The sequence below is a fragment of the Halomonas sp. A3H3 genome, from assembly GCF_000982975.1.
Lineage (GTDB): Bacteria > Pseudomonadota > Gammaproteobacteria > Pseudomonadales > Halomonadaceae > Vreelandella > Vreelandella titanicae.
This window is the reverse complement of sequence record NZ_HG423343.1, coordinates 4703228-4716271: the sequence shown is the minus strand read 5'-3', so window position 1 is coordinate 4716271 and position 13044 is coordinate 4703228. Positions and strand designations below refer to the sequence as shown.

Sequence of the window (13044 nt, the reverse complement as noted above, 5' to 3'; positions counted from 1 at the left end):
GCCCAGGCACTCGGGGCAGGGTGGGCTACGCGCACAAGAATGACTGCCACATCTTATTCGTTTTTATCCTGCTGGCAGCACCGGTTTCCATTGAAAGCTCACGGTTACTGACTCAGTCACGGCTAGAGTGCGGCCAGAGTCAGTCCAGCGGCTTTTTCCTAAGCCTAGAACAGCTGTATATAGATAAACCAGAACATCTCAAAGCCACACAAGCGGCCTGAAAACACCGCCAACATCAAAAAATACGCCCCCAAAGCCCGCGTCTGCTTTATCGACACCCTGACGCGCCAGGCGGTCCGTGTTGGCATGAGCCCTGATAGTAAAGGTGGCGCTGTTATTGCCCCCATGATGCTAAAAGGCGATGTGTTGGTGATTACCGCTCAGGACGGCTAAACATTTGACTTCCGGGTTTGGTTTAAGGTGGACGGCGCTTCAGCGCTTGAGATTGTAGTGAGTGGGTCGGCCTTCCCATCATGAGATCAGGGGTGATGCCAGCACCGACACTAGACTATTAGTCTAGCGGGCTTCGTATTACTACGTATATCACTAGGTAGCCACAACCCCTAGCCTAAAGGAGCAATAATAACTAAAGCAGGAGAATGCTCCTTGAATGTGGCCAATTACCTAGCCGTCAATGCCGTTAGGTTTCCTCATCGTATCGCGACTTACCAGGGGGATGTGCCGGCGCTCAGTTACGCTGAGCTGGCTTGCCAAGCCCGGCGCTGGGCAACGTTTTTTGCCCGGCAAGGCTTAGCGCCGGGGGAGCGAGTCGCCCTCTTTCTGCCCAACAGCCCTGTCTATATCGAACTGCTATGCGGCGCCTGGTACGCGGGCCTGGTGGTGGTGCCGGTCAATGCCAAGCTGAGCGTGGCGGAAGTCGGTTACATTGCGGATGATAGCGGCAGCTGCATCGTGTTCTGCGAACGTGATGATGTAGCCCAGGCCCTCACCGACACACTCGTTTTGCCCCCCATGCTGCCGGAAGGTCTTGTTCATGAAGAGAGCTTCGATCGACCGGTTTTCCGTGCCCCTGACGCACCGGCATGGATATTCTATACCAGCGGTACCACGGGCAAGCCGAAGGGCGCGACGCTGACCCATCTCAATCTGGCGGCCATGTCGGCGTGCTATGCGGCCAACATCGAACCGGTGACGGCGCAAAGCAGGCTGGTGCATTTTGCCCCCATGTCCCACGGTTCAGGGCTGTATATCGTGCCTTACCTGATGGCAGGCGGCGCCAATGTCATTCCCGGTTCCTTGAAGTTCTCGGGTGAGAGTTTCGTGTCTACCCTGGCGGGCCATGACCACGTTTCCATGTTCCTGGCCCCCACGATGATCCGTCGCGTGCTGGACTACCTGGCGGCGCACCAGCCTGAGTATAGTGCCGCACATATCGCTACCATCACCTATGGCGGCGGCCCCATGTACGCCAAGGATCTCGAGGAGGCGTTAAGGGTATTCGGGCACCGGCTGGTGCAGATCTATGGACAGGGGGAAAGCCCCATGACCATTACCTTCCTGGGCAAGGGGCAGCACCATCAACTGACGCCGCAGTGCTTGAGCGGGGATGCCGAGGGCTCGCCCTTGTTGCCAGTGGGCCAGTCGCATCCTCAGCTCGAAGTCACTATCCAGGATCAGGAGGGTAGCTGCCTGCCCTGCGGCCAAGAGGGGGAAGTCTGTGTGCGTGGCGATATGGTGATGGCGGGCTACTGGAATAACCCTGCCGCGACACAAGAAACGCTGCGTGATGGGTGGCTGCGGACAGGGGATATAGGCCATCTCGACCCGCAGGGTTTTCTCTACCTGACGGATCGCCTGAAGGACGTGATTATCAGCGGTGGCACGAACATCTATCCACGTGAAGTGGAAGAGGTGTTGTTGCAATTTCCCGGGGTCAAAGAAGTGTCCGTGGTGGGGCAGCGTGATGCCGAGTGGGGCGAGGTGGTGATGGCGTTCATCGCCTGCTCGGTCTCGCTCGATACCACGGCGCTCGATCAGTTCTGCCTTAACAGGATGGCGCGTTTCAAACGCCCCAAGTCGTACCATTTCCTCACTGACTTGCCCAAGAATGCCTACGGCAAGATCCTTAAAACCGAGCTGCGCAAGCGGCTCGATGGCGTCACCAGCTAGGGAGTTCGTTCCATGCGTACTTATATCATTGGCACCGGTGGGCACACACGCTTCGGTAAACTCGAGCAGTCGCTCGAACAGCTGATAGGCGAGGCCGCGGTCGAGGCATTGGCATCGGCACAGATGGAGGCAAAGGATATCGATGCTGTCTACATCGGGAATTTTAATAGCGGCATGTGTGATCAGGAGTTTCCGGCATCGCTGGTGCTGAACGCGCTGCCGGACATGCGTTTCAAGCCGACTACCCGGGTAGAGAATGCTTGCGCCAGTGGCTCGGCGGCGTTGCATCAGGCGATCAATCTGATCGAGGGGGGCCTGGCCCGCAATGTGCTGGTGATCGGTGCCGAAAAAATGACCGATGCCGATGCTTCCCGGATCGGTAAAGGGCTATTGGGGGCGAGTTACCAGCCGGAAACCCGGCATCAACGTTCGGGGTTTGCGGGGGTGTTTGCCGATGTGGCGGCCCGCTATTTCGAGGCCTACGGCGACCAGACGGAAGCACTGGCACGTATTGCCGCGAAAAACCATGCCAACGGGGTGCATAACCCTTATGCGCAGCTACAGAAAGACGTGGGCGTGGCGTTCTGTGAGGCTGTATCGGAAAAGAACCCGGTGGTGGCGGCACCGCTGAAGCGTACCGATTGTTCTCCCGTTTCCGATGGGGCGGCGGCGGTGGTGGTCTCGTCCAAGGATGTGGCGGATGCCGCCGCACAAAAGGTGCGTTTCCTTGCGCGCACCCAGGTCACGGATTTCATGCCCATGCAGCAGCGTAATCCGTTAGTCTTCGATGGTGTGACCAGAGCGTGGCAGAACGTGCTGCGCGAGGCCGACATGACGCTCGATTCGCTCTCGTTTGCGGAGGTGCATGATTGCTTCACCATCGCGGAGCTGATGATTTATGAAAGCATGGGCTTGACGCCTTATGGCGAAGGCGCACGCGCCATCAAGGAAGGGTGGGTGATGAAAGATGGCCGATTGCCGGTCAACCCTTCCGGTGGCTTGAAGGCCAAAGGGCATCCGGTCGGTGCCACCGGGGTTTCCATGCATGTCATGGCGGCACGCCAATTGCTGGGTGAAGCGGGCGGGTGCCAGATTGCGGATGCGCATACGGGGGCTGTCTTCAATATGGGCGGTCTGGCGGTGGCCAATTACGCCAGCCTCTTGCAACGTGTCGATTAAGGCCGGGAGCGGACAATGACAATGTCGGCGATGACAAATACAGCAACAAGCTCAACGGTAACAACGCCTCACGCGTCTAGAACCCTGCTGGTCACCGGGGCATTGGGCGGTATCGGGCGTGCGATATGCCACCAATTCGCAGGCCAGGGGGACTCGGTGATCGTTCATGACATCCGCGCTGAAAGCGATACGGTTGTTACCCGGTTCGTCGAGGAACTGCGCCAAGCCGGTGCGCCTGTTGTCCATTACTTTCAAGCGGACTTGAAGCAAATTTCGGCCATTGACGCGCTATTTGCGGATCTCCGTGAAGAAGGGCTGCGGGTCGATATTCTGGTCAATAACGCCGGTATTCAGAAAACGGCTCCCATACAGGAGTTTGATGCGGCCACTTGGTTGGACATTCTAGCGATCAATCTAACGGCGGTTTACCGGTGCATTCAGCACGCGGTTGAGGACATGCGCCATTCAGGATGGGGGCGTATCATCAACCTTTCTTCGGTACATGGGTTGGTGGGTTCCGCCAATAAAGCTGCTTATGTGGCTGCCAAACATGGTGTGGTGGGGCTTACCAAGGTACTGGCACTGGAGACGGCGACCCAGAATATTACGGTCAATGCCATTTCTCCCGGCTGGACGGATACGCCTATTCTGTGGCCCCAGATCCAGCAGCGAATGGCCCTGTTGGGAAGCTCACGGGATGAGGCAGTACACAATCTGGTGACGGAGAAACAGCCTACAGGCCAGTTGGTTCCTCCCGAGCATGTGGCGGCGTTAGTCTATTACCTGGCGGGTGACCAGGCGGCGCATATGACCGGCACCACGCTGCCTATCGATGGGGGGTGGACCTGTCAATGAGCGTGGTATGCCAATAATGGCATGCCCAGATAACAGCGGCGGTGATCAGCGATGAATGCAACGGTGCTAGGCAGAGATCTTCTTCAGGTGGCGTTTGAACATGCGCCTTGTGCCATTGTCGTCACCAGGAACCGTCGTGTGCTGGAGTGCAACCATGCTTTTTGTGATCTCTTTGGTTATGAAAAACAGAAGTTGATCGGCCAGTTGATGTTGAAACTTTATCCTTCTTATGCGGATTTCAAGTCAATCGGTGATCTTCGTTATAAGGATCTTTTGCAGAACAAGAAGTGTATTGATGAACGTTTCATGCGTAATAGCCGCGGAGAAGTTTTCTGGACTAAAACGATAGGTAATACGTTAACCCCCGACGCTCCCTTTGAACTAGCTGTTTGGTCATTCATGAAAATCAATGTGGGCCGGGATAAATCTAATGACTTGACCATGCGCGAACTCGAAGTGTCCAGCTATATAGCGAATGGTCATACTTGCAAGGAAATCGGTAGGATGCTGCATATATCGCATCGGACGGTAGAAGCGCACCGAGCCAAGATAATGAAGAAGCTGGGGTGTCGCAATACCGCAGAATTAGTATCAAAAATCATACAGTTGGAAGATTGAGCATGGGGTGGCCTGGCGTGTTTCAACCCAGTTCAGAGGGGGCTGTAAAACTCCCTACTTGGATACGTAGTACTACGTATACCGTAGCGTACCTGGAGCGGCTAGGATGAGTTATATGATGCTTTGCCAATAATGAATCAATAACACTAAGTATCTATTCCTGCCGAGAAAAACTCGGGTTTTATAATAATGCTAATAAAGCAAAAAGATGTCAGGAGTTAATCATGAAAAGAAGAGACTTCTTGAAGATCAGTGCTGTTTCCATTGGTGGCACGCTGACGCTGACAACGATGCCTAGTACGTTGTTTGCTCAAACAAGCACGCGGCTTAAGTATGATTCTTATGTGACCGAACACGCTTCTCCTTCGGTGTTGGATCGGTGGTTCCTGGAGGAGCTGGAAAAGCGAACCAACGGTGCCGTTGAAATCGATTATTACTGGGCGCAATCGCTCAACAAGGCGGGTGCCCACCTTGATGCCATCAAGCATGGTATTTCGGAAATTTCGTTGATCTCCCCCGGTTATTACCAGAGCGACTTGCCGGTTACCCGTGGCCTCGAGTGGTACTACAAGATGGATCGTGCGGATGCCCTACTGAAGGTGTGCCGCGATGTGTACCAGCGCTATGAGCCGTTGCGGGAGGAGTGGGAAACACGCCATAAATCCAAGGTGCTGTATTGGACGAACTGGTATTACTGCCCGCTGATAACACGCGATCCCATCCACTCGATCGAAGACCTGAAGGGTAAGCGGATTCGAGGTTATGGGGTGGGCACGGATGTGGTGGAAAGCCTGGGAGGGCGTGCCATTCCCATGGCGGCACCGGAGGTCTATTCAGCCCTGGAGCGCGGCGTGCTGGATGGCGCCTACGGCTTTGATTTCATTACCGCAATCAGTTACGCCCTGCATGAAGCCGCGCCGTATATCACCGAAATCGGCGCCGGTCCTCACGGCCCTTCGGCCACGGTGATCGGTATCGATGTCTGGAATCAATTGCCTGATGACGTAAAGCAAGTCATGCAGGAATTGGCCGATGAAATTTACCAGGGCAAGTACCGGGAAATCTATTCGGGCATCGCGGAAGACCGTGTACGCAAGGCAATGGCTGAGGGCGCTCAATTCTCGAAGTGGGACGATGAGCAAATCGATAGGGCGCGTCACCTGGTACAACCCGAGCAGGTCAATAACTGGGTGAATAACGTGGCAAGTGGTGCCGGTATCGATGGCGAGGAAATGCAGGGAATCATCAATGAAGCCATTGAACGCCATGATGGTACCGGGGAGCTGAAGACACCCTACGAGATTTATCAGGATATATCCTGATTCCTGGCGCTACTTCACAAATAGCTGCATTCCACCAGGGCTGCTGAATAGCAGCCCACTGCTTTGTCATGCCGTTGGAGTAACGCACGATGGGTGTATTAGAAAAAACAGACCCAAAACAGGCTGAAGTGAAAAAATTAGCTGCATTACGGAAGATAGAGTCGCGCTTGGCGAGTGTAACAGGCGTCATTGCTGCGGCAGCGCTGCTGTTCATGATGTTGTCTACTGCACTCGATGCAACGTCTCGCAGCTTGTTCAATTTTCCACTACCGGGTGTTTACGAGTTTTCCGAAGTTTCAATGGCAATCATTGTTTACCTGGGCCTGTTATGGGCTCAGCACGACAAAAAACATATCCGTGTGTCGTTGATAAGTGAAAACAGATCTTTTCCGGTCAAGCAGGTGTGGGAAGGGATTGGTTGGTTGTTTGCGGCTATTTTCCTGTTAGCTATTACCGTGCCCACCATAGAGGGGGCTTATAGCTCGTTTCTAGATAAGGAGTTCCGCTGGGGAATCGTTCAGATGCCTATCTGGTGGGTAAAAATTATCGTTGCTTGTGGTCTTCTGCTGGCCTTCATACAAATGACGTTACATTTCATTCTTGCTATCTATTCTTCCTTTGGGGCTGCTGATGAATAATCCTGGCTTGCTTGGCTTGATTTCCGTGGGGCTTATTTTTGTGCTCATGGGGTTGGGTGTCCCTGTGTTCGCAGCCTTGGGTCTGGCGGGTATTGTCGGTATCGTCATGGTTCAGGATCTGAGCTATGTCTATAATGTCCTGCAGAATTTTGCCTTTGATGAAACGGCTGCGTACCTGTTAACCGTCATCCCGTTATTTATCATCATGGGTAACTTTGCCCTTCATGCGGGGGTTGGAAAGTCGCTCTTTCACGTGGCGAAGCGGTGGTGCGGGCATTTACCCGGTGGTTTGGCGATTTCTACGATTCTAACGTGCGCTGGTTTCTCCGCGACATCCGGCTCCAGCGTGGCCACTGCTGCAACGGTAGGCTCCATTTCGTTACCCGAAATGAAGGCGGCCGGCTACGATAAGCGCCTTTCGGCGGGCTGTGTCGCGGCCGGTGGTGTGCTGGGCGTGTTGATCCCCCCGAGTGTATTGTTGGTCTTCTACGCGGCATTGACGGAAGTGTCTGCTGGCAAGATGCTGGTGGCCGGTATTCTGCCAGGCATACTGTCAGTCGCCGTGTTCGTGGCCGGGGTTTTCATCATCTCTGTTCTGAAACCCGATATGTGCCCGAAGGGAGAACGGGTTGGTTGGAAAAAGCGCTTTACCTCGTTGCGCCGCTCTTGGCAGTTACTGGTATTAATCATTGTGGTGCTGGGTAGCATCTATACGGGTTGGGCGACGCCTACCGAGGCAGCCTCGCTTGGGGCGGTCGCTTCCATCCTGTTTCTGCTGGCTTCTCGGCAGGATAGATCGGCCAAGTTACAGTCGATTGGTACCTCTTCGCGTGATGCGGTCAACACGACGGTCATGATCATGATGACCATGCTGGGCGCAGGGGTCTACAGTTTCTTCTTGAGTTTGATCCAGATTCCGCAGTTGATCTCGGGCTGGGTGATCGACTTACCACTTCCCGCTATCGTGATTATCGCGCTGATTCTGCTGCTATATGTCCCCATGGGCATGTTCCTGGATGCCTTTTCCATGTTGGTCATCACCTTGCCGATTCTCTTTCCTGTCGTGACGAGCCTGGGCTTCGATCCCATCTGGTTCGGTATATTGGCGATCAAGATGTGTGAAATCGGGTTGATCACTCCGCCGATAGGGTTGAACGTGTACGTCATTGCCGGACTGGATAAGGATACCTCGCTCACGGATGTCTTTTCCGGCGCTTCCTGGTTCATCCTGATGGAAGTCGTGACCATTGTATTTATTTTCTGTTTCCCGTTTATTGCCACTTATCTGCCCAATACAATGTAGGGCTTTATGCTAGACGCCACACCAATAGCGATGGCTTGGCGTCCGTGCCGGGTCTACGCATGATGCGTGTTGAAGGCGCCAGCAGGCGAGTTGCATTCGGTCTATAAGTCACTGGTGTGTCTGGTTCTGCAGGGCGCTAAATACATTATCGTGGGAAATCAGCAGAAGGTTTTGTCCGTCGGGCAGTCGGCGATCGTGAGTGTTGATATGCCAGTGGTTGGCCGGATTGTGCAGGCGAGATCCAGCGAGCCCTATCTAACGATCGCGGTCAAACTGGATATGGTGATTTTGCTTGAGCTCGCCGCTCATATGCGCCCACTGCTTCCAGAATACTCTGCAGGTTGTCGAAGGTGAGCTGCATCTGAGCGGCGAAGTCCGGCTCGGGTGATTCGTTTTTTAGCGCTACTCTTTGTTACGGTATAGCACCATACCACCGTGATAGAGCACGCCATCAATAAACTCGCCATCAGCGGTAAAACCGGTGTCGTCCCAGTATTCGATATAGTTACCTGTCACCTGATAGCGGCCCTGATAGGCGCTTTCACGCTCACCACGGGCTTCATCGTAACGATTGTTGGGTAAAAGTTCGTGGCGTATTTGGCCATCTTTAGTTACCCACATGCCAACATACGGGTGTTCTGCCATAGCGTTATCTCCTATGTTCGGGGCTGTTTGAGCCGTAGTGGTGGCGGGGAAAATAGTGATAATGCCAGCAACGACTATCGCACGTTGCCAGTAGATAGGAAGCTTGGTGTCTTGCATGTAAGGTCACTCGCTTTAAATGCCACATTTGCTTGAATAGCTCGGACACATATTCATACGGAGTTACAGGCTCGCCGTAGGTCGTACCACTATGTCGCTGGTATCAACGTCGTCCGGTTAATAAAACAACTTTTGATACGAGGTTAGTTGAAATTGTCATGTGTTAATCCGCACAATGAAAAATACCTGGAGAAGTTTAACTAGCGGGAGCAATCGCTCATAGAGACAATTCTACTGCATCCTTGCCTAATCCTATTATTAAAATAAGGGTGAGCGAGGGCGTTCCACCGTGGTGATGACCAACGCCCGGTTATGAATGGTGCAAATCCCTATGGCTATTAACCTGTCTAAGTTTGCTACTATGTTAATACCTATATAGCTTTACTCGCTGAAGCCATGCGCGCGCTGGCGGAGGTACATAAAACGATGTCGTATGAAGTCATGCTAAAGCGTATATATGCGCCGATAGAGGATCACGACGGCACTCGGGTGTTGGTTGATCGATTATGTCCTAGCGGGCTGTCTCCCAGTTTCCTGGCACTGAATGAGTGGTACCCGGAGATAGCGCCTGCGTCTCAATTATGCCGTCAGTATCGACAGCAAAAAATCAGTCAATCACTCTTTCTTGAGCGATACAGGCGTGAGCTGAAGGCATGTCCTGATAAGCTACTGCCTTTAATGAGATTCGCACGAGCGGGGCGAGTTACCCTACTAACCGCCGCTCGTGAAATTGAAGATTCCCACCTTCCAGTAATCAAAGAGCTGGCGCTATCAGCGCTAGAAGGGGAAGACGCCAGTGATCGTGAATTTTGCTCATCTCCCTGCCTGGCGCACACATTACCCACTTCTCAACGTTAGACCGTTTGCTTAACGCGTCATCATTTGGCTGACGATGACTGGATTGGTGCCCCGGTAGGCCAGTGCGCCTAATATTCATGGCTTAATAAGCCCAGATAACAGCAAACAAAATACCCCAACCCAGAGCACTGGCAGCCATGATTGTGTAAGTGGCTGAGATCGTAGCAACATCAAATTCTTGATGGGTACAGAGTGCTTGTAAGCCGTGGTAAATCAAGCTGCAAGAGACGCCCAGCCCGCTAAGTATAACCACTACGTTGAAAAGTAAGCTGGGTACCAATAGTGCCAATGAAGCGACGAATAACGGTATTGGTGCAAGTGTGGCAAGTAAATAGGCATCTTGATAGCTGATAGATAGCTCTTCAGTTCCATTGACTACAGCGTAGATTACCCAGCCAATAACGAAAAAACTCAATATCTCTGCTAGGAAAATAATTGTCGTGATAAAACGCCACTCTCGGTCAGCAAAGCCCGCCATAAATGCATCGCCGTAATGGGTGCCCGCATAATAGAGCATTACTGGCGGCAAGAGGGACATGGGTAACACCACCAGCCACGCTAGTAAAGGAATGGAGGGGGAGGAAGCCTGTAGCTCTTTCCAGCCTTCACGATGGTTGAATGGTAATTTGAGAAAAGTGAGTGCTCTCATTGCAGATCCCTCCTGGGGGAATAATCTCAATGGCTGCTTGTATCATGGTATGATATTGTATTTTTAAAGGCGCTATAAATTGGCCAATAAGTGATAGTTAAGTATGTAGCTAAGAGAAACGGAAAAATGAATAACCCTCAGACACTTGATAAAAGCGACTTTGAGCGGCTGTCGCAATTTCGTTACCGGTTGCGTTGCTTTCTTCGCCATAGTGAAGATATCTGTCGCCGCTATGGGCTAACGCCCTTGCAGTATCAACTATTGCTACATCTTCGTGGTTTCCATGGAAGAGACTGGGCGACGGTGGGGGAGCTAGCGGAACGGCTTCAATCAAAACATCATGGGGTGGTGGCGCTAGTTGACCGCTGTGAGCAGCTATCGTTGGTTGAGCGGCGGCAAGGGCGTGAGGATCGCCGTCAAATAGAAGTGCATTTATTGGAAGAGGGCGTGAATCGGGTAACGCAAATCGCTGAAGCTCATCAACCTGAGTTGCGTCATTTGCAGGAAGAGACGCCATTTCCTGGTTGGAATAAGCCCACTTAATGCTGAGCTTAAGAAGTTGGATATAACCAATATACATCACGACTCCTAATTAAGTGCGCTCTGAAGGTCACTATTTTGGCTTTTAAAGGCACTGTCTGGATCTTGGACAGTGCCTAGAACTTCCGAGAACTCTAACGATTAGCGCTTAGCACTCTGCAGTGCCTGTTCTTCGATGTCTCTATCGACTGAAGAGACGTAGTACTCGTCATCAAAAGCGCCTTCTGGCTCTTTGAGCCACACTAGGCAGATAACCCAACTGATGAAGGCGCCGGTCGCGATGATGTAGAAGAACTGCGACGGTGTGACAAACGTAAAGATGGTTAGGTAAACCACCGCGCCAACATTACCGTAGGCGCCGGCCATGCCCGAGATTTGCCCAGTGATGCGGCGCTTGATGGAGGGAATGATACCGAAGGTTGCCCCCTCGGCCCCTTGTACGAAAATCGAGGTGCCGATGGTCACCGCAATGGCCAGGATCAGTGGCCAACTCGAATTGAGCATGGCCATCAGCAAGAACCCAACGCTAATGCCAAACATGTAGCACAGCATCACAAAGCGCCGGTTACCCATGCGGTCGGAAACCATGCCGCCCATGGGGCGGGCCACCAGATTGACGAACGCGAATGATGCAGCGATCAGGCCGGCCGTAGCGGCATTCAGGCCCCAGGTCTCCTCAAAGAACATGGGCAGCATCGATACCACTGCTAGTTCAGCGCCGAAGTTGGCAAAATAGGTGCTGTTAAGCGCCGCCACGCTGTTGAACGAGTACTTATCATCCTCCGGTACACCCTTACGCAGGATCGGTAGATTGACTCGCAGGATCTGGACAATTTGATAGATGACGATCGTGATAATGGCTAGATAAGCGATGGTCGCACCAGTAACTGATAAATAGCCCATATACTGGATACGCCAGACCAGAATGGCGAGTACGCCGACCAGTGGGATGGTCCAGATGATCAGCTTGATCATATCGCCCCAGGAGCTCACTTCCATGGCAGCGGATTTGCGTGGCTTACGGTGAGCCTGGGCATCCGGGCCATCGGTAATCGCGAACCAGTAGTAAACACCGTAAGCGGCCATAACAATAGCGCTCTGGGCGATAGCCCAGCGCCAGCCATCGGGGCCGCCGTACATGCTCAAGGCGATGGTAGGCAGCGACATGGCCGCTACGGCGGAGCCGAAGTTACCCCAGCCGGCGTAGAAGCCTTCAGCGAAGCCGATGTCTTTCGGCTTGAACCACAGCGCTGTCATGTGGATACCCACCACGAAGCTGGCACCAATCGAACTCAGCACCAGGCGCGCTACCAGCAGCTGCGTCATGCTGTTACCGAAAGCAAACGCCAACGCCGGTAGCGCCATAGTGACCATGAGCACCGAGAACACCCGTCGCGGGCCGAATCGATCCAGCGCCATGCCGACGATGATGCGGGCGGGAATGGTCAAGGCGACGTTGCAGATGGCGAACAGCTTGAGATCATCCGTGGTCAGCCAGTCGACGCTCTTGAGCATGCTCGACGCGAGCGGCGCCATGTTGAACCACACGTAAAAGGTAATAAAGAAGGCAATCCAGGTCAGGTGCAAGGCCCGAATTTCGGGGCTGCGAAACTTGAATACAGCGGAAACTTTCATGGTCGTATCGTCCTGTGTCCCAAAGGTGGGCTGTACCAAAGGAGGTGTAGAGGCTGCTCAAGGGCTGGGTAGGATCAACAAGGGACACTCGGCGCGCCGGGCCAGGAACGAGCTGACGCTGCCGAAAGTCATGTAGTCGAGTTCATCAACAAAATAAGTCAACGATTTGGCGATGATGCCGCCGTCCGGCTGATGGCTATGGCGGGCAATGACCAGTAGGTCTGGCGAGAGTTTGCGAGTGGCCTGCAGCAACATCTTGCGCGCATCCCCTTCGGCTAGAAGCTGCTCGGCTTGGAAGCCCTCGCCGATGGCGAATGCCACACCCTCTTGAAGGTGCCGTTTAACCTCATCGTGCTCCTGCTGAAAAAGCGCCTCGTTGTTATCGGTAGCGTCGAGTGGATTCTCCACCACGCCGACCAGTACCAGCAGAGGTTGGTTGCAGCGGAACATGTTGACGACCTGAGCGAGAGCCAACTTGGCGTTTCGCGAACCGTCATAGGCGATCATGATTTTCATGGTGTCCTCCCGCATTGGGGTAGGGGGTGAAGACCCGGA

Annotated in this window: 14 protein-coding genes; 10 read left to right on the top strand and 4 right to left on the bottom strand. The window is 53.4% G+C overall.

All coding sequences use genetic code 11. The annotated features are described in order from the left end of the window. Positions 1-612 precede the first annotated feature (612 nt). From HALA3H3_RS21440 to HALA3H3_RS21405, 8 genes are all read left to right on the top strand, one after another. Positions 613-2130: a class I adenylate-forming enzyme family protein gene (locus tag HALA3H3_RS21440; RefSeq protein WP_223828143.1), complete on the top strand. Its 1518-nt coding sequence runs from the start codon at positions 613-615 to the stop codon at positions 2128-2130. 12 nt (positions 2131-2142) lie between these two features. Beyond that, positions 2143-3309: an acetyl-CoA acetyltransferase gene (locus HALA3H3_RS21435; RefSeq protein ID WP_022523575.1), complete on the top strand. Its 1167-nt coding sequence runs from the start codon at positions 2143-2145 to the stop codon at positions 3307-3309. A 15-nt stretch (positions 3310-3324) separates the two neighbouring features. After that, positions 3325-4164, top strand: coding sequence for a 3-hydroxybutyrate dehydrogenase (locus HALA3H3_RS21430; protein WP_022523574.1), 840 nt, complete (start codon positions 3325-3327; stop codon positions 4162-4164). A 51-nt stretch (positions 4165-4215) separates the two neighbouring features. Continuing rightward, entirely contained in the window at positions 4216-4782 is a 567-nt protein-coding gene (locus tag HALA3H3_RS21425) for a LuxR C-terminal-related transcriptional regulator (RefSeq protein WP_022523573.1), read from the top strand. Positions 4783-5006: 224 nt separating this feature from the next. Continuing rightward, positions 5007-6104: a C4-dicarboxylate TRAP transporter substrate-binding protein gene (locus HALA3H3_RS21420; RefSeq protein WP_022523572.1), complete on the top strand. Its 1098-nt coding sequence runs from the start codon at positions 5007-5009 to the stop codon at positions 6102-6104. Between the two features lie 89 nt (positions 6105-6193). Continuing rightward, entirely contained in the window at positions 6194-6742 is a 549-nt protein-coding gene (locus HALA3H3_RS21415) for a TRAP transporter small permease subunit (protein WP_022523571.1), read from the top strand. Then, a complete protein-coding gene (locus HALA3H3_RS21410) occupies positions 6735-8045 on the top strand; it encodes a TRAP transporter large permease (protein WP_022523570.1) in 1311 nt (436 codons plus the stop codon). Before HALA3H3_RS21415 ends, HALA3H3_RS21410 begins: the two co-directional genes overlap by 8 nt. Positions 8046-8111: 66 nt before the next feature. Beyond that, entirely contained in the window at positions 8112-8399 is a 288-nt protein-coding gene (locus tag HALA3H3_RS21405) for an AraC family transcriptional regulator (RefSeq protein WP_337589066.1), read from the top strand. 48 nt (positions 8400-8447) lie between these two features. Here the strand turns inward: HALA3H3_RS21405 and HALA3H3_RS21400 are convergent, their stop codons facing one another. Further along, positions 8448-8690: an Atu4866 domain-containing protein gene (locus tag HALA3H3_RS21400; protein WP_022523569.1), complete on the bottom strand. Its 243-nt coding sequence runs from the start codon at positions 8688-8690 to the stop codon at positions 8448-8450. Between the two features lie 513 nt (positions 8691-9203). Between HALA3H3_RS21400 and HALA3H3_RS26365 the strand changes: the two genes are divergently transcribed. Beyond that, the gene (locus HALA3H3_RS26365; protein ID WP_022523568.1) at positions 9204-9665 is read left to right on the top strand and encodes a DUF488 domain-containing protein; all 462 of its coding nucleotides are present in this window, start codon (positions 9204-9206) and stop codon (positions 9663-9665) included. An 82-nt stretch (positions 9666-9747) separates the two neighbouring features. Here HALA3H3_RS26365 and HALA3H3_RS21395 read toward each other — a convergent pair whose 3' ends face one another. Beyond that, complete coding sequence (locus HALA3H3_RS21395) at positions 9748-10314, bottom strand: Yip1 family protein (RefSeq protein ID WP_022523567.1); 567 nt, start codon at positions 10312-10314, stop codon at positions 9748-9750. Positions 10315-10440: 126 nt separating this feature from the next. Between HALA3H3_RS21395 and HALA3H3_RS21390 the strand changes: the two genes are divergently transcribed. Then, the gene (locus HALA3H3_RS21390; RefSeq protein ID WP_022523566.1) at positions 10441-10857 is read left to right on the top strand and encodes a MarR family winged helix-turn-helix transcriptional regulator; all 417 of its coding nucleotides are present in this window, start codon (positions 10441-10443) and stop codon (positions 10855-10857) included. 138 nt (positions 10858-10995) lie between these two features. Here HALA3H3_RS21390 and HALA3H3_RS21385 read toward each other — a convergent pair whose 3' ends face one another. Both HALA3H3_RS21385 and HALA3H3_RS21380 read right to left on the bottom strand, forming a co-directional pair. Further along, positions 10996-12489, bottom strand: a complete 1494-nt coding sequence (locus HALA3H3_RS21385; RefSeq protein ID WP_022523565.1) for an MFS transporter — start codon at positions 12487-12489, stop codon at positions 10996-10998. Between the two features lie 57 nt (positions 12490-12546). Further along, positions 12547-13005, bottom strand: a complete 459-nt coding sequence (locus HALA3H3_RS21380) for a universal stress protein (protein ID WP_022523564.1) — start codon at positions 13003-13005, stop codon at positions 12547-12549. Positions 13006-13044 lie beyond the last annotated feature (39 nt).